The organism is Alteromonas sp. S015 (assembly GCF_036864485.1).
Taxonomy (GTDB): Bacteria; Pseudomonadota; Gammaproteobacteria; order Enterobacterales; family Alteromonadaceae; genus Alteromonas.
Map to the genome: position 1 here is coordinate 64,763 of NZ_JAZETO010000007.1, position 23,389 is coordinate 88,151.

Annotated in this window: 22 protein-coding genes and 1 riboswitch; of the genes, 7 read left to right on the top strand and 15 right to left on the bottom strand. The window is 46.1% G+C overall.

What is annotated here, in order from left to right; genetic code table 11:
- Positions 1 to 70: 70 nt before the first annotated feature.
- A complete protein-coding gene (locus V7R42_RS13950; protein ID WP_438823658.1) occupies positions 71 to 586 on the top strand; it encodes a hypothetical protein in 516 nt (171 codons plus the stop codon).
- 70 nt (positions 587 to 656) lie between these two features.
- Here V7R42_RS13950 and V7R42_RS13955 read toward each other — a convergent pair whose 3' ends face one another.
- Complete coding sequence (locus V7R42_RS13955; RefSeq protein ID WP_334020877.1) at positions 657 to 1,877, bottom strand: acyl-CoA dehydrogenase family protein; 1,221 nt, start codon at positions 1,875 to 1,877, stop codon at positions 657 to 659.
- 235 nt (positions 1,878 to 2,112) lie between these two features.
- Between V7R42_RS13955 and V7R42_RS13960 the strand changes: the two genes are divergently transcribed.
- The 4 genes from V7R42_RS13960 (at position 2,113) to V7R42_RS13975 (ending at position 6,699) form a co-directional block, all read left to right on the top strand.
- Complete coding sequence (locus V7R42_RS13960) at positions 2,113 to 3,036, top strand: LysR family transcriptional regulator (protein WP_334020878.1); 924 nt, start codon at positions 2,113 to 2,115, stop codon at positions 3,034 to 3,036.
- Positions 3,037 to 3,225: 189 nt separating this feature from the next.
- Positions 3,226 to 3,987 carry an MBL fold metallo-hydrolase gene (locus tag V7R42_RS13965; protein ID WP_334020879.1) on the top strand — a complete coding sequence of 254 codons (762 nt, stop codon included), beginning with the start codon at positions 3,226 to 3,228 and terminating at the stop codon, positions 3,985 to 3,987.
- Positions 3,988 to 4,198: 211 nt separating this feature from the next.
- Complete coding sequence (locus V7R42_RS13970) at positions 4,199 to 5,590, top strand: YcjX family protein (protein ID WP_334020880.1); 1,392 nt, start codon at positions 4,199 to 4,201, stop codon at positions 5,588 to 5,590.
- Positions 5,587 to 6,699, top strand: a complete 1,113-nt coding sequence (locus V7R42_RS13975) for a YcjF family protein (protein WP_334020881.1) — start codon at positions 5,587 to 5,589, stop codon at positions 6,697 to 6,699. The genes V7R42_RS13970 and V7R42_RS13975 overlap by 4 nt, the downstream gene beginning before the upstream one ends.
- Before the next feature lie 107 nt (positions 6,700 to 6,806).
- On the opposite strand, the gene V7R42_RS13980 is transcribed toward V7R42_RS13975, so the two are convergent.
- The 11 genes from V7R42_RS13980 to hemC form a co-directional block, all read right to left on the bottom strand.
- Entirely contained in the window at positions 6,807 to 8,033 is a 1,227-nt protein-coding gene (locus tag V7R42_RS13980) for a threonine/serine ThrE exporter family protein (protein ID WP_334020882.1), read from the bottom strand.
- A 230-nt stretch (positions 8,034 to 8,263) separates the two neighbouring features.
- Positions 8,264 to 9,397 (bottom strand): 2-iminoacetate synthase ThiH, encoded by a 1,134-nt coding sequence (thiH, locus tag V7R42_RS13985; RefSeq protein WP_334020883.1) that lies wholly within the window; start codon positions 9,395 to 9,397, stop codon positions 8,264 to 8,266.
- Positions 9,394 to 10,164: a thiazole synthase gene (locus V7R42_RS13990; protein WP_334020884.1), complete on the bottom strand. Its 771-nt coding sequence runs from the start codon at positions 10,162 to 10,164 to the stop codon at positions 9,394 to 9,396. Before V7R42_RS13990 ends, thiH begins: the two co-directional genes overlap by 4 nt.
- 1 nt (position 10,165) lies before the next feature.
- The gene (gene thiS, locus V7R42_RS13995) at positions 10,166 to 10,375 is read right to left on the bottom strand and encodes a sulfur carrier protein ThiS (protein ID WP_334020885.1); all 210 of its coding nucleotides are present in this window, start codon (positions 10,373 to 10,375) and stop codon (positions 10,166 to 10,168) included.
- A complete protein-coding gene (locus V7R42_RS14000) occupies positions 10,372 to 11,166 on the bottom strand; it encodes a HesA/MoeB/ThiF family protein (protein ID WP_334020886.1) in 795 nt (264 codons plus the stop codon). The genes thiS and V7R42_RS14000 overlap by 4 nt, the downstream gene beginning before the upstream one ends.
- Complete coding sequence (thiE, locus tag V7R42_RS14005; protein ID WP_334020887.1) at positions 11,159 to 12,760, bottom strand: thiamine phosphate synthase; 1,602 nt, start codon at positions 12,758 to 12,760, stop codon at positions 11,159 to 11,161. Before thiE ends, V7R42_RS14000 begins: the two co-directional genes overlap by 8 nt.
- Positions 12,757 to 14,667 (bottom strand): phosphomethylpyrimidine synthase ThiC, encoded by a 1,911-nt coding sequence (thiC, locus tag V7R42_RS14010; protein WP_334020888.1) that lies wholly within the window; start codon positions 14,665 to 14,667, stop codon positions 12,757 to 12,759. The genes thiE and thiC overlap by 4 nt, the downstream gene beginning before the upstream one ends.
- 274 nt (positions 14,668 to 14,941) lie before the next feature.
- A riboswitch (TPP riboswitch) is annotated at positions 14,942 to 15,053 on the bottom strand.
- A gap of 111 nt (positions 15,054 to 15,164) precedes the next feature.
- Positions 15,165 to 16,340, bottom strand: a complete 1,176-nt coding sequence (locus V7R42_RS14015; protein ID WP_334020889.1) for a heme biosynthesis HemY N-terminal domain-containing protein — start codon at positions 16,338 to 16,340, stop codon at positions 15,165 to 15,167.
- Entirely contained in the window at positions 16,337 to 17,509 is a 1,173-nt protein-coding gene (locus V7R42_RS14020) for a uroporphyrinogen-III C-methyltransferase (RefSeq protein WP_334020890.1), read from the bottom strand. The genes V7R42_RS14015 and V7R42_RS14020 overlap by 4 nt, the downstream gene beginning before the upstream one ends.
- Positions 17,510 to 18,241, bottom strand: a complete 732-nt coding sequence (locus V7R42_RS14025) for a uroporphyrinogen-III synthase (RefSeq protein WP_334020891.1) — start codon at positions 18,239 to 18,241, stop codon at positions 17,510 to 17,512.
- A 63-nt stretch (positions 18,242 to 18,304) separates the two neighbouring features.
- Positions 18,305 to 19,243 carry a hydroxymethylbilane synthase gene (gene hemC / locus V7R42_RS14030; protein ID WP_334020892.1) on the bottom strand — a complete coding sequence of 313 codons (939 nt, stop codon included), beginning with the start codon at positions 19,241 to 19,243 and terminating at the stop codon, positions 18,305 to 18,307.
- Positions 19,244 to 19,439: 196 nt separating this feature from the next.
- Here hemC and V7R42_RS14035 point away from each other — a divergent pair, with 196 nt between their 5' ends.
- Complete coding sequence (locus tag V7R42_RS14035; RefSeq protein WP_334020893.1) at positions 19,440 to 20,501, top strand: GGDEF domain-containing protein; 1,062 nt, start codon at positions 19,440 to 19,442, stop codon at positions 20,499 to 20,501.
- Between the two features lie 195 nt (positions 20,502 to 20,696).
- Here the strand turns inward: V7R42_RS14035 and V7R42_RS14040 are convergent, their stop codons facing one another.
- Complete coding sequence (locus V7R42_RS14040) at positions 20,697 to 21,368, bottom strand: alpha/beta hydrolase (RefSeq protein WP_334020894.1); 672 nt, start codon at positions 21,366 to 21,368, stop codon at positions 20,697 to 20,699.
- 207 nt (positions 21,369 to 21,575) lie between these two features.
- Here V7R42_RS14040 and gmk point away from each other — a divergent pair, with 207 nt between their 5' ends.
- Positions 21,576 to 22,217 (top strand): guanylate kinase, encoded by a 642-nt coding sequence (gmk, locus tag V7R42_RS14045; protein WP_334020895.1) that lies wholly within the window; start codon positions 21,576 to 21,578, stop codon positions 22,215 to 22,217.
- Positions 22,218 to 22,731: 514 nt separating this feature from the next.
- Here the strand turns inward: gmk and V7R42_RS14050 are convergent.
- A complete protein-coding gene (locus V7R42_RS14050) occupies positions 22,732 to 22,935 on the bottom strand; it encodes a hypothetical protein (RefSeq protein ID WP_334020896.1) in 204 nt (67 codons plus the stop codon).
- 184 nt (positions 22,936 to 23,119) lie between these two features.
- The gene (locus V7R42_RS14055) at positions 23,120 to 23,308 is read right to left on the bottom strand and encodes a hypothetical protein (protein ID WP_334020897.1); all 189 of its coding nucleotides are present in this window, start codon (positions 23,306 to 23,308) and stop codon (positions 23,120 to 23,122) included.
- Between the last annotated feature and the right edge of the window lie 81 nt (positions 23,309 to 23,389).

A 23,389-nucleotide genomic window follows, 5' to 3' on the forward strand; every position in this document is an offset into this window, starting at 1 on the left:
TTTTGACTGAAATTTGTTCAGGTGCTAACGTCAATAAGAAGCAAATAAAACAACGAGGATGTTGATCGTGATAACTTCACGTAAATACGGATGTTATGCCACAAACGTTGGCGCACTCTTGCTAGCGCTTGCTGTGAGCTTTCAGGTAGCTGCTCAGAATGACAAGGGAAAGGTTGAAACCATTGAGGTACTCGGCCAAAAGACTACGTTACAATTAAAGAAAGCATTCGATAATCAGCGCTTTGAGTTCCTGAAACTGTATAACAGTATCAATGAGGTCGCGAAATTCGACGTTGTTTGTATATATCAAAAGCCAATTGGCAGCAAAATAGCCCACAAAAGTTGCGAACCCCGTTATGTGAAAGATTTTCGCGCAATGAAGATTCAAACGTCTTCTTCAGGTACGGGCATCGACGTTAATCGCTTACCTAGTGACGATCATATTCGTTTTCTCACAAAAAACAGGGGAGAAGAAGCCTTTGAGCATGTTGCTGCGCTAATCGCCACGCATCCAGAACTGTTTGATAGCTTTGAGAAACTAGATGCGCTACATGAGCGTATAAAGCGGCGTCAAGTAGAGAATTAGCGCAGACCAGCGATAATCTTAAACTTACAAAAAGTACGGCTTTAAGCCGCACTTTTCGTAACAGTTTGCACTATTGATATTTTTTAAGCTCTAAACGAGACACCATGCCTTTGTGTACTTCGTCGGGGCCATCTGCAAGGCGAAGAGCTCTTGCGCCAGCAGCAAATCGTGCCAGTGGGAAGTCGCTACACATACCCGCACCACCATGAATTTGTAACGCCATATCCACCACGTTTTGCAGCATGTTCGGTACCACCACTTTAATAGCAGAAATTTCAGTCATGGCGTGTTTAACGCCTAAGTTATCAATTTTCCATGCGGCGTGAAGGGTAAGCAAACGCGCTTGTTCAATAGCCATACGTGCATCGGCTACGCGTTCTAAGTTACCACCTAAGCGGATGATAGGCTTACCAAAAGCAACCCGTTCGTGACCGCGTTTAAGCGCAAGTTCTAACGCTTTTTCTGCCATGCCAATGGCGCGCATGCAGTGGTGAATACGGCCTGGGCCTAGTCGGCCTTGCGCAATAGCAAAGCCTTTTCCCAACCCCATGATCAGGTTGTCTTTGCTTACACGTACGTTGTCAAAGTGCATTTCACCGTGACCATAAGGCGCATCGTAATCGCCGTAGGCATCGAGCATACGCTTAATCGTGATCCCTGGCGTATCGAGCGGCACGACGACCATACTATGCCGGCTATGTTTATCGCTTTCAGGGTTAGACAACCCCATAAAAATCGTCATTGACGCGTTAGGGTGGCCCAAGCCAGTCGACCACCATTTTTTACCGTTAATCACCACGTCATCGCCATCTTCAATAATGGTTGCAGCCATATTCGTTGCGTCTGACGATGCCACATCAGGTTCGGTCATGCCAAACACTGAGCGTATTTCACCGGCTAGTAATGGTTTAAGCCATTTTTCTCTTTGTGCGTCGCTGCCAAAGTGATACAGCACTTCCATATTGCCGGTGTCAGGCGCATTGCAGTTAAAAATTTCCGGTGCAAAAAGGTATTTACCCATGCGCTCAGCCATAGGCGCATATTCCAGTGTAGTAAGGCCTTGACCAAGCTCGGCGTCGGGCAGAAATAAATTCGCTAAGCCTGCTTCACGTGCCTTCGCCTTTAGCGCCTCCGTACCTGGGTGTAGCTTCCAGCTTTTCCAGTCGCCGTGATTATTTTCCTTATGATGAAAGTCGTAAACTTCATCTTCAATCGGCGCTATATGTTCAGCAATAAAGTTATCGAGCTTGTCTAACAAGGCTTTGGTTTTGTCGTTATGTGAGAAATCCATAGGGCACCTTTATTTTCAAATTGTATGGTTTATTTTGTAATGCTTATAAGCAGCGTATTTGAGCTTTGCATCACATGGTTAGTCTGCTTGTTAAGTGCGCACTAAATTCATATGCCTTAGCTATCGCCTAAGGTGTGCAAAAGTGCTTCGTTAGCTTCATACTAGAGAAACTTGCTCAGTGAATAAAATGAAATATAATCCTTAAATGGTGTGAATTTAATTCATGGTTTAGGCAATGCTTGAAAGCAGACAATTTGAAAAGCTCGATCTGAATTTATTGAAAGTGTTTGAAGCGCTTTGGCAGCATAGAAACATGACCCGTGTGGCTGAAGCGCTGCATATTACACCGTCTGCAGTTAGCCATGCCATGCGCCGATTTCGGGATATTTTAGGTGATCCGCTTTTTGTAAAAGAAAAACATAGTATGCTGCCTACCGCTGCCTGCGAACGGTTAGCCCCCGCTATTTTGAAGGCCTTGGGCGATATTCGAAAAGCATTAGGGGAGTTTACTGATTTCGACCCATTGCACAGTCATCAGCGCTTTGTTGTAGCCATGCAAGAGTCTCTTGAATTGGGTGTTTTGCCTGTTCTTCTCTCAACCCTTGAGAAACAAGCGCCAAATGTTGAGATTGTAAGTACTCGCTTACATCGAGAGTCTATGGTTGCAGATTTAACAAATAGAAATCTTCACCTCGTTATCGATATAGGCCGCGCAGTCGCTGCGCCCATTTCTCACTCGCTATTACGACGCGATACCTACAAAGTGCTTATGAACAAGCAGAACCCGTTGGCGCAGAATTTAGATAAGAGAAAGTATGTGGCGGCGCGTCATATTACGGTGTCTAATCGTGCTAAAGGGGCGTCGGTAGAAGAAATTGCGCTGCAACAATTGGGGGTAAGTCGGCCCTCTTTGTGGCGCTGCCAAAACTATCGTGCTGCCGCAGATGTGGTAACTAATACAGAGGCGTTACTCACCTTGCCGGGCTCAGTGGCCGATGCGGTAACCCACGATAATCTAATTGTCACTAAATTGCCCTATCAAATTCCCGCACTTGAAACTCACCTTTACTGGCATAGCCAGCAGGAAGGCGAACCTGGGTTAATGTGGTTACGAGATTTAATGCTACACCTGTTCGCTGAATCTGGTCATACCAGATAGATTCTGATAGGCTTTATTTCCATCGAGGTGGGCGACAGGCGGTTGTTAGTCCAGTATTTACCTATTGTTGGGCCAAGCAACTTCTTCTTTAAAAGACGCAAAGGCATGAGGTGGTCAGAGGCAAGTGTCTAGGTCTATTGGGAAATACCGTTAGCAAGCGTCGCAATTTCGGGTGAAAAGGAAGCAGTAATGAAAATTCACACGCTAGCAGGCTACATACAGCATATTTATCTTGTTGAAGACAACAACAGGTTGCTACTGCTTGACGGCTGTAGCCGTGCCGATGTAGACATAGTGTGTCGGTTCATAACGCAAACCTTGGGCCGTCCTTTAACTGACTTAAAGCTGATTGTGGTCACGCACATGCACCCCGATCATGCCGGTGGTGCAATTAAATTGCGTGAGCGCACGGGGGCGCAAGTGGCGTCCCATCCCAAAGCCATTAACTGGTATTCTGGTTTCGCGGGACGGACAGCCCACAGCATAGATTTATTATTAACGTGGTGGGTGGCCAGTCGCATTGGTAAGCCAAGAATGCCTATTTGGTACAATCCAATATTAGCGCCAGATATGACGCTTGCCGACAATCAATTGCTGCCTGGCTTTCCTGATTGGCAGGTAATGTACACGCCAGGCCACACCGATCACGATTTAACGCTTAAGCACGTTCCCTCGCAACAGGCTTATATAGCCGATGTACTGGTACAGGTGAAAGGCGAATTAGTACCACCTTATCCTCTGTGTCATCCAAATCAATATCGACAGAGCTTAAAAAGGCTGGCTCAGTCACACATTGATACATTCTTTTGTGCGCATGTGCCGCCTACTAAAAAATCGGATATCGACTTTGACCGTGTTATTGAAAATGCGCCGCGAAAACCCAAGAACCATTGGCATTCCAGTAAGAATCGCATTAAGAAAAAGCTCTTTAATCAAACTCGCGAGCACTAGTTAATAAGTTGCAGTTAACGCTACTTTTTTACTAAGTTGTCTGTTTAGCTGGCACTGCCCTTGCTTTTCCCCATTGTTAACCACATTACTCCTGTAGGCATATCTATAATAAAGTGAGGGCAATGAAGTAAAAGCAGCCCTCGCTGAACGTTATTTTTAAGGGTATTGGTTCAAGGGAATAGGCACTGCAAAAGCAGAGTAAAAATAAATAATGCAAAAAAATATCGCTACGCTTTTTGACAAGACTTGGGCAATGGCGTCGCTAACTGGCGACAAACTTAGCAGTGTGTTTAATAAAGAAACGCATCGTTTCACTATTACGGGGCTAAGTCGAAGTGGTAAATCGATGCTTTTTACCAGTCTTATCACCATGCTGAAAAGCCGCAGCGAAGAAGGCTATGCGTGTTTACCCTTGCTACGCTATTTACCGCCATCCCAAGTGCTTGATATGCACATAGAGCCCATTGAAGGCTATAAACCCTTTCCGCATTTGCAAAATATTACTGATCTTGAAAACGGCCAATGGCCAAAAGCCACTGAAGAAGCATTCGGCTTTAAGCTAGTGGTACGCCTTAAAGAAACGGCCTCACTTAAGCGCCATGTTTTGCCGCATAGTAATGTGGTGTTTGAGTTTATCGATTATCCTGGGGAATGGGTAACTGACGTTCCCATGCTAAGTAAAAACTATGCCCATTGGTCAGATTCAGCGTGGGCGCAGCTTAGCAGTGGACCGCAGCAATATTTTGCTAGTCAGTGGAAAGCGTTTGTTAATCAGTTTGATTTTGAGCAAGAGCCAACCGAACAACGTATTCAGCTGCTGGTTAATGCCTATCGCGATTATTTAGTAGACGCGAAGGCCAACGGCATATCTCTTCTTCAACCGGGCAGTTTTTTATTGGAATCGAGCGACTTCGATTGGCAGGCCTTTGGTTTTACGCCGCTTCCGTCTAGCATCACCAGCGATGTATCACATCCTTGGTTTAAAATATTCGACAAGCACTTTGCTAAATTCCAAAGTGGGTGGTTAACGCCGCTGAAGCAGTCCATTTTCAAAGAAACCGACAAGCAAATTATTCTAGTCGATTTGTTTGAAGGGCTTAACCACAGCAGACAGCATTTGTATCAGTTAAAGGAAACCCTTAGTCATCTGGCCGACACCTTTGTGTACGGGCAAAGTACGTGGTTTTCTCGCAATGTGCTGAAGAAAGAGCAGATTGGCAAAGTTGCGTTTGTGGCCACTAAGTCTGACTTGGTGCCGGTAAGTCAGCGCGGTAATTTACTCCATTTGCTTACTCAAATTACCGAAGGGGCAAGAGCAAGGTTTGAAGGTAAACCTATTCAATTTGAGCATTTTTTAGTGTCTAGCATGCAAGTCACCGATGATGGCAGTAATGCAGACGCTATTCGCTACAAAGATAGCGATGACCGCTATGTAGAATCTACGTTTGAGCCTATTCCCAGTACGCTGAAAGAAATGGAAGAGGGCAGTCATTTCCCTGTACCTGATGTAAGTGTTCCTAGTGATTTTAAGGCGCGTATTTTAGCGGGTAAAGGCGTAGACAGATTGCTTCAGTTTTTACTGGGCAAAGGAGAACAGGAATGAGCGAAAAGCCTTATACATTTGATGAAAGCCCAGAACAAACAAGCCAGTCTACGCTTAGACGCGATGCAATTTACGGCGATGTCGGTGAGGAAGATCAGCATAATGCGATGACTGGATATGGTAAACCTAATAATGACCATGAAAGGGATGCGGTAACAAAACCACAGTACAAAACCAAAGTTAAAACACAAACCTTAGACATAGCGCAGCCTGAAACCAAACTTCCGAAGCAAGTTGTTGAAGATGCTTGGGAAGTGGATTCAAAAAAAGGTGGCCTGTCGTTAGGTGCGGCAACATTAGGGTTTGGCGTGGTTTCATTAATTGGATTTTTCGTATTTGAAGCTTATACCACCCTTGCGGCAAACGTTTCCGAGCACCCCATCGGTACAGGTGTACTAGGCGCGCTATTAGTTGGGTTTGTAAGTTGCCTTAGCTTTTTAAGCTTCAAAGAGTGGCGCGGCTATAAGCAAGTGAATACGGCGATGGAAGATGCCAGCGTTATCCGAGACTTGCTGGCTAGTAATGGGACAGATCCTTCAGCGCAACAAGAGTCCTCAGTTGGAGGAGAGCCCTTAGCGGGAACAGAAGCGTCGCCGCAGAAAATTGATCGCGTGCTAAGCCAGCACGGCAAACGCTTTTCGCGGGGGTCTTACGCAGCGCATTGTTTCGACCGTTATAAACAGCAGCTTCAGGACGATATGACAGGGCCAGAACGTCTTGGCCTGTACGAAGATACGGTGTTAAAACCCGTTCAAGAAAAAGCACACAAGGTGTTAAACAAAGAGTCGGTGACCGCAGGGAGCCTGGCGTTTATTAGTCCTAACAACCTTATTCAAACTTTTGCTGTGGTATGGATTAGCTTTCGTACCATTCGTCGAATGGCCCGCGTGTATGGACTAAGACCAAGTACAGCAGGGAACTGGAAGTTGCTTAAAGTGTTGGCGCAAAACATTGCAGCGCAAGGCGTGTTTGATCTAGCCACCGACGAAGTTGCCAATCAAATTGGCGGCAGCTTGTCGGCGAAGTTTATGGAAAATTCGGCTGAAGCGATTGCTGCGGGCGCGCTCAACGCCCGATTGGGGCGAGCGTTAATCAAGCTACTTAAATAGCGCTACTTTCCCATTTGTTAGGCTGCACAATGGATTTGGCAGCAATCTCGCTGCCAATAGAGCATTACACAGTTTAGCGTGAACTCCATTGGGCTGCTGTACAAGTGTTATAGCGCTTTTTTAGTGGGCACAACCACGTTAGCAAAAATAAGTCCTGCTACTAGCGACATAAAGATAAGAAACACTTCTTGCCCCAAATGATCGGCTTTTACAAAGTCTTGGCCGGTCATAAACGAGTTCAAACCAATATAAGTTTTAGAGCCTGGCACTAAAACGATAAGCCCGTGCATAGCCACAATGGTGGCTGGTTGGTTGGCAATGCGAGTAAACGCGTTAGCAAAAATACCTAATGCAAACGCACCCACGAATGCGCCTAGTCCGGGGCTCATGTAGTCAGAGCTCCATGCAGTAGCGCTATAAGCAATAAATGCCGCTGCCAATGCCCATGGAATATGCTTAATGCGGGTTCTAAATATCGCAACTAGGGCAATACACAGCAAGAATACCGCAAGCCAAGTTGCCCAGTAAGGCAGTGACTCCGCTGGCGTATACACGTTTTCACCAAACGCACTGAAGCCCACTGACACACCCAAAAACGCACCGAAGTAAAGCTTAAACAGCTGCATGATGGCGTCCATAGTACGGGCCGTGCCCGACACCATGTTTCGCGATGAAAGCTCGGCAAGGCCCATTGTCAGCGCTAGTCCGGGGACAAATACAATCACCGATGAAAGCACAACCAGCGGAATGTTAATGCCCGGGTCGACGAATTGACCAATAGCACACGCAAGAATGCCGCCAACGAAGGCCGTGACAGGCTCTAGCATTAAGTTTACGCGTTTAGACTGCTGTGCCCATAAGGTCCAAAGATAAGCCACAATACCTAACGCGCCCGACCAGCCAATTTCGCTCCAGCTTGCTCCCATTAGCATAGCAAACGCGCCGGTAGCCATAGCAAAAGCAACGCCCGTAATCCATTTACCATAAGGGCTGCCCATCGCGTCTATTTCATTTAAGCGCTTGTCAGCTTCACCTAATGTTAAATTACCAGACAACAGTTCGCTAGCCAGCTCGTCGGTGAGGGATAATGCGTTCATATCGAGTTCGCCAGGAAGCAAACGGGCGGCATGGTTGTACTCGTCTTCGTGACGGTCGCTCCAGATAACAAAAGTTAGCGAAGTTGGCGTTGAAATAAATGAAGCGTGTACGCCCAAATACTTGGCGACTTCACCTAGGTAAGCTTCAAGACGGAACGCAGGGGTACCGTACTTGTGCAGCATTTTGCCTAGCTTCACTATAAATCTACGAATTTGAATAAATTCAACGGTATCCAACGTACTGCCCTTCAGTTTTGATAAATCTAATATGGGATAAATGAGACAAAAAGGCCAGACGCTAAGTTAACGTGTCTGGCTAAAATTTGGGCGGATTGTACGGAGGGTTTTGCGTGAAAGCAAAACAAATTTTTTCTTATTTTCCCTTATAAAAACTAATCTATTAAACCATTAAAAATGCGCCTTTTTAGCGCACGCTTTTTCACGAGGATACACATTTATAGGTATGTTTACACACGTTCCGAAAAAGGCATCCAGTCTTTCCAGACGGGCTCTAATCCTTGCCTTGCAATCGCGTTAACCACTTCCGGCACCGAACGATTATCATCGATATCAAACTGATTTAATGCCTGTGAGGGCTCACTATAGCCGCCTGGCTGCGTCTGGGATGCTGCACTCATTGATGTTATCCCAAGTGGCATTACTCCATCTCTAAATGTAGCCGACTCTCGGGTAGACAGCGATAATTCGGCTTGTGGGTTAAATATACGGTGGGCGCAAATTAGTTGAAGCAGATCCCGCTCGTTAGGTAGTTTGCTATTGGTAAGCACATTACCGCCAGTATCGTTACCTTCGCAGCTTCGAAGGCGTGGAAAAGCAATTGAAACACGGCTTTGCCAATAGTGCTGTTGTATCAATTTGCCGTGAAGGGCGGTCATCGCACTATCAACCCGCCAGTCGCCTAAACCCAGTAATGCACCTATACCTATTTTATCTATACCGGCTTGCCCTATACGGTCGCTTGCTTCCAATCGCCATAAGAAATCCTGCTTTTTGCCGCGAGTATGGTAGCTGGCGTACTGTTGAGGGGAATAGGTTTCTTGATACACCAAAACGGCATCTAACCCCTGGTGCTTTAGGGTTTCGTACTGTTCCCTTTTAAGTGGCTGCACCTCCATCATAAGGTAGCTTACCTTGTCACGAATGACGCTAAGGGTTTGCTCAAAATAGTCCATGCCTACCTTAGTTTCATGTTCGCCAGTTACCAGCAATACTTGAGAAAAGCCCATATCATTAATGGCTTCGATTTCGGTTAATACTTCGCTTATAGATAGGGTTTTACGCTTTATTTTATTGCTCATGGTAAAGCCGCAATAGGTGCATTCGTTGGCACACAAGTTTGATAAATACAAAGGCACAAACAGCTGCATGGTGTTGCCAAAGCGGTGGCGAGTAATTGCTTTCGCACGATAGGCCATGGCTTCCAGATACTCAGCACCAGCAGGGGAGATCAGCGCCATAAAGTCGTCGTGTGACAGCGAATCTTTTATCAAAGCTCGTTCCACGTCACACGCCGTTTTGCTGTTTATCGACAAAGCTACATGCGACAAGTCTTGCTGCATTAGCGCCCTTGCTACCTTCATACAACAGGCTCCAAAAAGGCGGTAAGCGGGCTAGAGGCTTGTGCAACATTGCTGGTAGCACCAAGACCAGCTTCAAAGGCTTTTCGCCCTGCCTCTACAGCGCTTGCGAAAGCTTCTGCCATGGCGATAGGGGCCTTAGCGGTGGCGATTGCGGTATTTACTAATACCGCGTCTACGCCCAGTTCCATGGCTGCCATGGCTTCACTGGGCTTACCAATGCCTGCATCCACAATTACCGGTATCGACGCTTGCTCAACAATAATTTGCAAAAATGGCTTGGTTTGTAAGCCCTGATTGCTGCCAATAGGGGCGCCTAACGGCATAACAGCAGCGCAGCCTACTTCTTCCAGGCGTTTACACAATACGGGGTCTGCCCCGCAGTATGGCAAAACGTGAAACCCTTTTTTAACCAGTGCTTCTGCTGCAAGCAAGGTTTCAATGGGATCGGGCAATAAATAGCGTTGGTCGGGGTGAATTTCTAACTTTACCCAAGGGCTACCTAATGCCTCGTAAGCAAGTTCAGCGGCAAATATGGCTTCTTTGGCGTTCTTTGCCCCCGATGTGTTCGGCAAAAGGGTAACGCCCAATGCTTTTAATGCCGAAAGGGTTTCATCTTGTGCGCTATAGCTGGCTACGCGTTTCATTGCCAACGTTACAATGCTGCTATGCGCTGCTTGAATTGCGCTTTTCATTGTATTCGTGTTACTAAATTTTCCCGTGCCCGTTAATAGGCGCGAAGAAAAAGTGTGGTTTGCGAGCGTAAACATCTTAGCCTCCTGCTACTAAGGTGAAGATATCGACGGTATCGTTGTCACTTAAGTAGGTTGTTGGCCATTCATTCTTGCTGATAATGGCCGCATTTTTGGCTACGGCAGTGCCGTCGCCTTTCAATTGTTTGAGCGCGATTAGCTCGCTAAGTGAAATAGGAGAAATCACGCTCATGGGTTGGCTGTTCACATTGATATTAATTTGTGTCATTGGCATACCTCACAAGAAGAAGAAGGGGGAAGTTTGAAGCTTTGTAGCGTAGCTAGGCCCGCATGTGCGTTTACGTAGTGACCCCATTTAATATCCGCGTCGAACCCTTTGGCCATAAAGAGCAAAGCTTGGGTGGCTTGGTGGCAGGCTGCCATGCCGACTACAGGGCCAAGTATACCTTGACTTACGCAGTCTTCGCGCACGGTAATGTTATTCACTAAACACTCGTAACAACCGCAGGTGGCTGAGTTTTGAGGCAAGTTCAACGCCTGCCAGGTAAGCCCGCTGGCTGCCGCGATAAAAAGTGGAATAGATGCGCGAAACGTTGCTACGTTAACCTGCCGCCTTACCATAACGTTGTCAGTACAATCCAATACACAGGAGGCTGAAGAAATTAAGGTTGGTAAGTTGTTACTATCAGCAAATAAGCTTTTAAACTGAATGTTTAAATGCGAGTTCACTTTACGCAGTTCATTGTAAAGCGACTTGGCTTTTAGCTCGCCTAGGTGCATTTCGTTGTAGCTTATCTGGCGCTGCAAATTACTAATGTCGACGGTGTCACCATCTATAAGTGTAATGTTGCCGACGCCAGCGCCTGCTAAATAGCGTGCGGTTAAGCTTCCCAACCCACCCAAGCCAACGATGACGGCGTGGGCACTCGCCAAGTTAAGTTGTCCGTCATGATCGATACAATCGAGCAAAATTTGCCTGCTGTAGCGGCGTATATCTTGATGTTCAAGCTGTGAATTAACCGAGCTGTTGGCTGAGTGTAGGTCTGAATGACTAAGCAAAACCCGCCTCCTGAGCTAGCGCTTGGTAGGCGTTAAGCGGGCGCTCTGCCTGCGTAATTGCACTCACTACAGCAATGCCGTTAACGCCTGTTTTAGCGACATCGCCTATGCGCGATAAGTTAATACCACCAATAGCAACGGTGGGAATGCCATCACAAAGCTGAACGTATTTTTTTAATCGTACTACCCCTTGTGGTTTCGAGGGCATATCTTTGGTTTTGGTCGGGAAAATATGACCAAGCGCAATGTAAGACGGGTTTAACGCGCGAACGCGTTGAATTTCAGCGAAGCCGTGGGTTGAAATACCCAGCCTTAGCCCTGCGCGGCGAATGGCGTTTAGGTCTGCGGTGTCGATATCCTCTTGCCCCAGATGCACGCCATAAGCCCCGAGTTCTATCGCTAGCTCCCAATAATCATTAATGAATAATTGGCAGTCGGTGTGCTCTACCAATTCAATGGCGTCTTTGATCTGTTGGCGAATTTCTTCTTGAGTACCATGCTTCACCCGCAACTGCATGATCTTTACGCCCGTTGGCCAAAGGCGGGCAATCCACTGCACACTGTCTACCACAGGGTAAATGCCTAGATGAGTTTGACTGAGAGCAGGAAAGTGCTCTTCTTCGTCAGGCGAGTTTTCAATACGGGTACCCTTTACCGGTTTATTTTGATGGGAAGCGGCGCCACGTTGGTGAAAGGTCACCAGTGGAAAATTCTCAGGGTTTGAGGGAAAGCCGTTCGTTCGTGCGAAGTAGGTAGTTAATTGGCTACTTATCGACTTTATGTTCACTGTTGCACAGTGTTTGGGCAGTGTATGGCGGCGAACTTCACTGACGTAAGCATTCGCAAGCGTAAGTGCATCTTCAATGTAGTAGTCGTGCACGATGAACGCCGCTAATGCACTGGCTAACATACAGCCTGTGCCTCGAAGATTACCGTTGTCGTATTTCTGTTGGTTAAAGCGAAGGATATGAGAGGCACAAGCATAAATATCGCACACGTTATCTTGCCAGTGAGCGTGGCCGCATTTAACGTACACGCGCTTTGCTCCTTTACTCATCAACCGGTTGATTGCGGTTAGCATGCTTGTTTCATCACTAACTGGTAAATGAGTGAGCCACGCAAGCTCGTCGATATTTGGCGTAACAATATCTACGGTATTTAACAGCTCGTCAATTACGCTTTCGCTTAACTCACTCAGCACGCCACCTGACGAGGTGGACAGTACAGGGTCCCACACTACAAAGGGGCGAGGATCTGGCATCGTTTGAATACGAGCACACAACAAGAGTGCTTGTACATCATTAGCAATTGCGCCAATTTTAATAGCGCGCGCTGGTGTATCTTCAAACAGCACCTGCCACTGTTGATTTAATGCTGATGTACTCGTGGTTTCTTTGCTAAGCAACACTGCGTTCGACTGCACGGTAAGCTGCGTAGTCAGCACACAAGCATGAACGTTTAAATCGGCAAGCGTAATGGCGTCACGGGTAACACCTGCGCCACCACTCGAGTCAACACCGCCCACGCACCACACCACGGGAAGTGCAGCGTTTAAGTGGTTTAAAACTGGGTTCATGGACGCTTTCGCCGTCATGGGAGCTCTACCTTGCTATCTGCGGTGTGATAAAGCTGAGCGCCGGATTGATTAAATGCGTCGGCCATGTCTTTCATGCCTTTTTCTCTCTCGTGCTCTTGCTGCTGTGTTTGTTTAGCCACGTCGCGCACTTCCTGAGAAATTTTCATGCTGCAGAATTTAGGGCCACACATAGAACAAAAATGCGCGACCTTGCCAGATGCCTGCGGCAAGGTTTCGTCGTGATAAGCGCGGGCAGTATGTGGGTCAAGAGCTAAATTAAACTGGTCTTCCCACCTGAATTCAAAGCGTGCTTTCGACATGGCGTTGTCGCGGATTTGTGCGCCTGGGTGGCCTTTTGCTAAGTCGGCAGCGTGGGCTGCAATTTTGTAGGTGATCAGACCTTGTTTAACGTCCTCTTTGTTTGGTAGGCCTAAATGTTCTTTAGGGGTTACGTAGCATAACATTGCGCAGCCATACCAACCGATCATGGCGGCACCTATACCTGATGTGAAGTGATCGTAGCCAGGAGCGATATCGGTAGTGAGGGGGCCAAGGGTATAAAACGGTGCTTCGTGGCAGTGCTTAAGCTGCTCTTCCATATTCTCTTTAATCATGTGCATTGGCACATGCCCCGGGCCTTCAATCATAACCTGCACGTCATATTGCCATGCGATTTTTGTCAGTTCACCCAGGGTACGTAATTCAGAGAACTGCGCATCGTCGTTAGCATCCGCTACGCTGCCAGGGCGCAAGCCATCACCAAGTGACAATGCCACATCGTATTTAGCACAAATTTCGCAGATATCGTGGAAGTGCTCGTACAAAAAGCTCTGCTGATGGTGACTTAAGCACCATTTTGCCATTATTGAGCCGCCGCGAGACACAATGCCGGTTACCCGCTTTGCGGTAAGGTGTACATATTCAAGCAGCACGCCAGCGTGAATGGTAAAGTAGTCTACCCCTTGCTCGGCTTGCTCTATCAGCGTGTCTTTAAACATCTCCCACGTTAAGTCTTCGGCTACACCGTTTACTTTTTCCAGTGCTTGATAGATAGGCACGGTGCCGAGCGGGACGGGGCTATTGCGCAGCAACCATTCGCGGGTTTCGTGAATGTTCCTTCCGGTAGACAGATCCATGATGGTATCGGCCCCCCAGCGTGTTGACCACACTAGCTTTTCTACCTCTTCTTCAATAGATGACGTCACCGCCGAGTTACCAATATTGGCGTTAATTTTCACTAAGAAGTTGCGGCCAATAATCATCGGCTCTAATTCGGGGTGATTGATGTTACAGGGAATAATGGCGCGCCCAGCGGCTACTTCCTGACGTACAAATTCTGGTGTGATGGTATCGGGTAAATTCGCGCCAAAATGTTCGCCTTTATGCTGTTGCGTCAGTTCGGCATCCTTAATGGCTTGACGGCCCATGTTTTCACGAATAGCAATGTATTCCATTTCAGGGGTAACAATGCCCTGCCTTGCGTAGTGAAGCTGGGTAACGTTTTTACCAGCTTGTGCTTTTAAAGGTTTGCGGCTTCGAATAAAGCGGAAATCTTCGGTAAAAATGTCGTTTTCACGTTCTTTAGCAAAGCTTGATGAAACGCCTTCTAGTTCAAAGGTATCGCTTCGCTCCTCAATCCATTTTTTGCGAAGTGGACTTAAGCCTTTATGAACATCTATGTTTTCTTGCGGGTCGCCGTAGGGACCCGAGGTGTCGTACACCGGAACAGGTGGATTCGGCTCTAAGATAGGATTTTCTTCGGTACCGCCCACTAAACTGTCGTGTTGGTGAATAAGGCGCATGGCCACACGTATATCGTCACGGCTGCCACACTCGTAGTGGCGTGTTGAATTTGGGTAAGCTTCGCCCGCAAGTTCATTAATGAATTGTTGTGCTTGTTGGCGCTGTTCGCGTCTGTTCGACATAGCATTTTACCTTGTAAATTTAGGTTCTAAAAATGCTTGTCAGGAGTGAAGGAGAATACAGTGTGTCAGTGTAGAAGGGGATATACCCTTTACTTTAGCGAGATTGTTGGCAAAGGTCCTGGTGATTACAGTCCTATATACCGTTGATATTTGCCTGGCGATAAACTTAAACAGTTTACCTTGAGCGATAAGCAGCACCGTAAGGGGGGTGTCTATATCATCAACAGCAAAACAACTTCGCTTCACAACGCCAAACCACGGCTTAACATTGTGCACATTGTATTTTCTTGTTCCCTTCGCAGGTATTAGCCTGATCAGGTTCTACGGATCCCACTTTCGCGGTCTCAGCTTACTGGGTTACCAGTGAAGCACTCCGACAAGTTGTTTAAGTCAATTCGGATTGTTGTTGAAACAACCCGAATTGAGAATTCCTTATTACTATATATTCAATTTTACGAGTAATACAAGTACTACCATAAAGCTTAATGAATATTCATTTAGCTGGCTAGCTGCTGACTTTCTTTGTAAAGCTGAAGTGCGGTGGCTGTGTCGTGCTTGCGTTCGCTAATAGCTGAGAGCAGCAGTAAGTCTTCTTTACGCGATTTCATCTTACTAGCTTTAAGTAGCGCTTTTTCAGCCAATACATCATCGCCTGAGTTAAACGCAACTTGGCCTAGTGTGGAATATAGCGACACGTTTTCTTCGTCTTGCTTTATCCAGCTTTCAAGCAAGCGTAGTGATGGCGAAGCATCAGGAATATTAAGCTGCGTGAACAGCGGAAACAGGGCGTTATTCGGGCCACGTTTTTGCCATTCAACTAGCAGATTCTGTGCGTCGGCATGCATACCTTGGTCAAGCAACTGTTGAATGTAGGCCGCGCGGTAAGCATCGTCGTGACGAAGCTTACGAGGTAGGGTGTCCCAATACGATTTAAGCTCGACAGCACCTTGTTTACTGGCAATTTCGGCAAACTTACCTTTGGCGATGCGCTGGCTCCATGTGGTGTAATCAGATTTCGGCAATGCTTTACGCCAGCCCGACAAATTCTCCTGAAGTACTTGCCACTTACCTAGCTTGGCAAGAATTTGTGCTTTTAACTGCACAACTTGCTTGTTTTCGCGCTCTTGCTCTTCAAGCTCGTTAAGTTTCTCTAGTGCCGCATCGTATTTCTCTTCAGCTATATCAATACGCGCGTGCATGACTGTTGCGGCGACTTTTGCTTTTGGAAAGTCAGTTGCCTGAACAAGGAAATAACGGGCTTTGCCCAAATCGTCGTTAGTAAAAGCAATTTGCGCTGAGGCTAAGTAGTTAACGCCTTCGAAATCGCCGTTGGTAGTTTTGCTTAACGCCTTTTGAGCCGTATCAAAATCACCTGCGGCCATAGCATGTAAGCCGTCGTAAAACGCTCGTTTGCGTTTGCGCTCACCTAAAGTGCCAAACCATTTATGTGAACCTGTGACTAGGCTTAACGCCCACAATACAAGTCGAGATAGTACGTACCAGGCAATGATGGCACCGATCAATAAGATGCCAAAGCTGATTATATTCATCTCAACAGCAGTATTACCTAAAGTGAACAGTACGTAGCCTTGGTCTCCTAACAACATCGGGCCGACAATGAGTGCAAGAACGAATGCGGCTAATACCGCAAGGGCAATAGCTAACCATTTCATAGTGCACTTGCTCCTTGTCCGAACACCTGCTTAACGCGACTATCCAGCAAACGCTCCAACGGTTTTTGTGACGCTAGCTCTGTAGGGATTGGGCGCGATACATCGGTAGCAATGAGGTTTTGTAGCGCATCCACAAAGCCGGTTACCTGGCTTTTTTCTGTGTCGAACTTTTCAATAATTAACGTTTGGGCGTATTGAAGCGACTGGCTGTAAAGCCCTGCATCGCCCTGAAGTGCGGCGGTTTGCGCGTGCATAAGCTGCAGGCGAAGCTGCTCTTTTGATAGGAACTGGGCTTCTAATGAAAGTACTGGCTCAACCGGGCCTTCAATGGTCTTTATAGTTAGAAAGTCGTTCACCAGCGAACGCCACACTTTAGCAAGGTTTTCCTGCCAGTCGTCTGTAGACTCTGATAACGTGGTGTCTTCTGCATTAGCGTCTTCTGGCTTTTCGAAGGTATCAAGGGGCAGTTTATCAATTTGTGCAATCATGCCGGTAAGGGCAAGCGCCACGGCACTTTGAGACACAGGATTTAGCTGCTGCAAGGTTTGAATATCTTCCGCTAGACTGGCGCGAACTGGTAGCAGCGACGGGTCGGCTAATGATTTTAAACGCTTGTCTGCATTAACTAGCAGCAAAATAGCTGTGCGTACATCGTTCTCTAACCAGAGTTTTCTGCCTGCCATGCGAACCAGATAATCAGCTTCAGCGATTAGCCAGTCTGCCGGGCGGCGACCTTCCATGTTGTTGAGCTGTTGAAGTGTAGATTCAGCTTGAAGGCTAAGCTTTTCATTCTGTGCTTTTAACTCAGCCACCGTGTTTTCTAGCGTTTTATTCGTGCGAGCTACGTTGTCGATAGAGGCAACAATATCAGCGCGTTCGCGCTCTATTGCATTTAGCTGAGAGGCTGTAGTTTGAAGTGCAGACTCAGAGCTTTTGCTTGCCGACTGTTGCTGCATGTAATACCAGTAACCTGCGCTAGCCATACCAAGCACAATAAGGAAAAGGATGATTACAACAAACCACAGTAGACCATTTCCCGATGATTTCTTTTTAGCAGCTCCCGACGGTGCTGATTCACTGTGCGTCGCAGAAGATTCTATAACGTCTTTTTCAGCTTCCACTTTCACGAGTTCCTCTTTTTGTGGGCTACTTTCATTGTTGTTGGCCATTCAATACTCCCAGTTATCCTTTACCCAGGCGATGAGTGCCTGATCGGTGGCTCGCTGACAAACCGCGACCTCGTTGATGCCTTGGCTAACGAGGCTTTTTGCAATTCGGTCGCTTACTGTTAACCATTTAATAGGTTTTAGTGCGGCTCCAAATTGGGCTATTAGTTGCAGTGCCATTGCTTCGCTTGTTGCGATAATGCCGCTAACTTCGCTTATTTTCCACCGTTTTGTGTAAATTGGGTTCGTAAGTTGCTCTCTTTTGTAAACACAAAAGCTATTTACCAGAACCCCTTTTTCGGTTAACCCATTAGCTATAGCGTCGCGCCCGCCTTCACCCTTAATGATAACCACATGCTGACAGTTTGCCTCATTGAGTTGATGCATTGCCAGTATTCCTTCGGATGTATGAGCTTCGGGAATAGCGACCTGCGCCGATGAGAACGCCTGAAGAGCCGCTTGTAATTTTCGTGCAGTGGCATCGCCTACAGCTATGATTAATGGTAATTCGTTAGCCGTTTCGCGTAAGCCTTCAATAACGGTTTCTACAGCATATACGCTGGTAACAACAATTGCGTTTACGGCATGCGATGCTAAAAATTCTGCAGCAGCTTTTCTTTCAGAAGAAATATCAATAATGTCAGATGTTGCAACGCCCACCGCGTCAATTCCAGCTTTTTCAAACGCTGAAGCACTTGCTTTTAGCTTTGGCAGTGGGCGTGTAAAAAGCAACATATTAACGAACTCTAATCCTTATAATTTACCGCGTAAACCTGCACGCATTCGACAAACTATAACTTAGTTATAGAGCGCCTTTAAAATTTCGCCTGCACCTTGCTCAAGCAGTGATTCTGCGACTTCAACACCTATACTTGTTGCTTTTTCTCGCGATGCTGTAGCAGAAGCAAAGAGCAGTTCAGAGCCATCTGGCTTACCAACCATGCCGGTTAATGTGAGCACGTCGCCATCAAGCGTCGCAAAGCTACCAATTGGTACTTGGCAGCCGCCTTCTAACCTTTCGTTCATGGCACGTTCTGCAGTAACACGAGTGTTGGTGTCTGCATGATTCAACGCCTGTAGCAGGTTAATAAGCTCTTCGTCATCGTTGCGACACTCGATACCAACTGCACCTTGGCCGACGGCAGGTAGTGAAATATCAGCAGGTAACGGCATGCGAATACGAGATTCCATGTCAAGGCGAATAAGTCCAGCAGAAGCAAGAATGATGGCGTCGTAGTCACCCGCATCAAGCTTAGCTAAACGCGTGTTGACATTACCACGGAGATCTTTAATAACAAGATCAGGGCGGTACTGGCGAATTTGGCATTGTCTGCGAAGGCTAGACGTACCTACAACTGCGCCTTGAGGCAGGGCATCTAAACTGTCGTGGTTATTTGAAACGAACGCGTCGAACGGGTTTTCGCGCTTACAAATAGCGTGAAGGCCAAAACCTTCAGGAAAGTCTACCGGCACGTCTTTCATAGAGTGCACAGCAATATCGGCACGGCCCTCAAGCATGGCAATCTCAAGTTCTTTGATGAAAAGTCCTTTGCCACCAATTTTAGCCAAAGGTGTATCAAGGATTTTATCGCCCTGCGTGCTCATAGGCACAAGCTCAACGGTCATTGAAGGATAATGCTCCAACAATTTTGCCTTCACATACTCAGCCTGCCAAAGTGCTAAAGCACTTTTTCTTGTAGCAATTCTAACGGTACGGGTAGTGTTGAGGTGACTCATGGCTATTCCAAACTCTATAAAAAGAAACTAAAACGATGTATTACATAACGTCATACGAGATACCCCGTAGTATACGCATTTTCTGTATTAATGTTTGAAATTACGCACAGTATTCTCCTTGGTTATTATTGCCCGTTCGGTCTATGCTAAATGGAATCATTGATTAATTGGTTTGAATGCGGAGATAAGTCTTTTTATGGACAATGCGTCGTTGCGCCAGTTACTTAGAGGTGCTCAGCAAGATGAAGCAGAAGCAAAGCGTAGGCGCTTAACGCTATACTTCATATCGTATGTTGGTGGTACCATCATGGCATTTATGGCGTGGATAAACATTGGCACAGACAGTCCGCTACTTGTTGGAACATTGGCTGGGTCGTCCGCCCTGGTTTATGCCAATGTCGCGTTATCCCATTTGTTCCCTCGCGTCGATGTCTTTTATTACTTTGCAGGTCTAGTGGTGGCGTTCACTATCAACGGCTTGGTTTATACCGGCGGGTTCAATAACACAGGGCTTTATTTTGTTTTTCCCCTGCTATTTATACAGATAGTTGTTGTGCGTTTTAAGCCCGCTATGGTTTACGTAGCGGTGACCATGGGGATCGCTATTTTTATGCTCTACAATCAAGAAAAAATAGTGGCTCAGTACCCAGCTGAACATGTTTCCCGCTTTCTAATCGCTACGTTCTGTTTTATATGTGTCGCTTTTATAGGCGAGAATTTTTGGCATCAAAGTAGGAAAGAAATGCTGCGTGAAAATTTAGAGCGCATACGTCAAGCTAATACCGATCCTCTTACAAAACTGCCTAATCGACGTTTCCTTGAAGCCGTTTTTTTTGTACGCGCAATGCAAGACCCTGGTGCTTACTTTCCTCTAAGTGCGGTGGCGGTGGATATTGACCACTTCAAAACAATAAACGATACCTATGGTCATGACATTGGAGACGAAGTACTGATACATATTACTCGCCTTATGAAAGAAGCAGTAAGAACTACCGATGTGGTTGCTAGAACCGGTGGTGAAGAGTTTTTGGTTTTATTTCCACACGCGACACTGAGTCAAGCGGTAAAGTTAGCGGAAAAAATGAGAAAGGCTATTGAGGCTAATCCGTTTATCGAAGGCGATATTTATCTTCCGATAACCGCAAGTTTTGGCGTAGCAACAGCGCTTACAGATACAAACCTGCACGCTTGTTTGAAACAGGCCGATGACAACCTTTACAAAGCCAAAAACGCAGGGCGAAACAGAGTCGTCGAATAGTGTTGGAATAAACGTGAAACAAAGAAGAGACGGAAAGCGAGGTCTTTTTAATCGACAGACCTGTCACCACTCAGGCTAAACAGAAAGCTGGCTATTGTCGCTTCACCAGCTTTTTCTTTTGTTTAAATACTAGGGCCTGTTGCTCTCTGTTATGTGAATGTAATTTGCAGCAAGAGACAACAGACTCTTGAGGCATTAGCCTAAAACTTTTTGAAGCCACGCACTTATGTCGTTAAGCTCTTGCATGCATACATTATGCTGCATAGTGTAAGTCTGCCACGTGACATTGAAGTCACTTTCGCTTAGCGTTTTAAATGCAGCATTACCCATAAACACTGGAACAACTTCGTCCTGTTCTCCATGCGCCATCATAATAGGCGTTTCACGGTTTGAACTTTTTGCTTCGCTTTTCAGTAGCGTTGGTTCACACATATAAGTGGATAGAGCGATAACACCCGCAAGTTTTTTGGCATACCTAGGCGCTAAATGTAGGGCAATGACTCCGCCTTGAGAAAACCCCGCAAGCACAATGCGCTCGCTAGGAATACCACTTTCAATCTGTGCTTCAATAAGCGTTTCTACTTGTGTAGCCGATTCTTTCACGCCTTCAAGATCCGCACGGCTGTCAAAATCTAACGATTTAATATCATACCAAGCGCGCATTCTCATACCCCCATTGATAGTCACCGGACGTTCTGGAGCATGGGGAAAGAGAAATTTAACCGCCATTGATTCGGGAAGTTTTAGCTCGGGCACAATAGGCGCAAAGCCGTGGCCTGAATCGCCAAGACCGTGAAGCCAGATAACGCAGGCATCAGGCGTAGTGGATGGATTTATCTCTACGCACGGCAGAAGTTGCTGAGTCATGCTTTATTTCCTAGTTTTGGGGTCAGAGTACATTTGGGGCCAGATAAAGTACTCTGACCCCATTAATTTTTGCTGTGGTAACCAATCGGCATAAGCTTGATAGAGTGAACCATGTATTCACTAAGCAATGAAAGGTACGGCACAACCGCTTAATATGCTATCATCGCCACTTGAAATCACCACATTTTGATAGAATTTTAATATCCTATGGCTTCACTACTCGGCAATTTATTCATTCTTGCGGCTCCTTCAGGGGCCGGAAAATCAAGCCTTATTAAGGCGCTAATGGAAAAGTATGAGAGTAATACAGCTACACCTATGCAGGTGTCTGTATCACATACAACACGTAAGCCTCGCCCGGGTGAAGTCGACGGTGTGCACTACCATTTTGTAAGTCGAGAGCAGTTTGAAGCGCTAATTGAGCAAGGTGTATTTTTTGAGTACGCAGAAGTGTTTGGCAATTATTACGGTACATCGCGTGTGACGATTGAACAAACCTTGCACCGTGGCATTGACGTATTTCTAGATATCGATTGGCAAGGGGCGCGTCAAGTCAAAAAGCTTATGCCAGACACCTGCGGTATTTTCATTCTTCCGCCTTCACTCGACGTGCTAGAGCAGCGCTTAAATAACCGCGGTCAAGACAGTGATGAAGTGATTGCAGGGCGCATGGCTCAGGCTGTGGCGGAAATGTCTCATTTCAATGAATTCGATAGCGTCATTATTAACGATGACTTTGCGATTGCGTTGAATGATTTAGAAGCTATTGTTACCGCACAACGACTTCGCACGGTAAAACAACAAATGCGCCATCAAGTGCTATTTGACGAACTGCTCGGTAGCGCTTGAAGTTTAAACCGGTGAATTGACAAAAAGCTAATTTCGTCAATCTAACAAAGATCGTTGCTCCGGTATTTGGTGTTATTTCTAATACAACCGATTCTTCTCGTATATTTGAACTTCTAATGAGCACTCAATGAAGATTGAGTGTCTTGAAGTGTATGAAGCTCTGCTCATACTTGAGTATAGGTGTGCTGAGCTCAGCCGTGTAGGAAAATGCAAGCGAGAGAAAAATTTTTCTTAAATAGGGGGGCTTGCTAAATCTTTAGGTATGTGAGTTATCTTTTGATTAAGTGTATGCAACCATTAATGAAATTGAGACACCCTATAAGTCTACGCGACCAACGTAACATGGAGCAAGAAAAGAGAAGCTGAACTTCTAGCTTCTCTTTTTTCATATAATTTATCGCCAGATTTTTATTTCAGAGCGTAGACTACTATTTTTTGGGGCGAAATCTCTATCTGTTCACTAAATCGCAATCGTAATTTCGGTGTTCGCAACAGAAATATTGAAGCCAATTGGTTACCGATATATTTCAACTGGATATTCACCGCCTTCTTCGCCGATCGCCATCGTAGTATAGATAGGGAGAAACTCAATGATAGGGTATTTGGGCGCTACGCCGGTTGGCCTATCGTCAAACGTTTTGCCGCTAATAGGATTAACCTGATATGTCCCACCAGTGACTAAGTTTGTTTCTTGTTGATTTAATGCAAATGGGTGCATAATTTTTCCTTATTACCTGTTGTTTATTAAAGAAGCCTTCCCGCCAGAAGGCTGTTCTCTCAGCATGCGCTATTGCTGCCGAAAACTTGTTATCTCACCGAATAAATACGAAGGCGCAAGCCTTGTACAAAGAGAATGAGTGTTCAACTAATAGCTTACTGTTAATTTGAAAAGCTTGCTCAAATTAGAGAGTAATTATCGGTGGAAACTCGCCACCTTCCTCGCCGTATGCCATAGTTGTATAAATAGGTGGAAATTCTGGGAAAACACCAATTTTTCTATCGATAAGTGCTTTTCCATCGTTAGGTGTAGTTACATTAGTGCCGCCTGTTACTAACGCTGTCGCTGTTTGATTCAATGCAAATGGGTGCATAGTTTTTCCTTATTACATATTAAAAGTTAATTTTGCCTTCTCGCCGAAAGCTGTTTTTTCAGTAAATTATACTGAAACTGA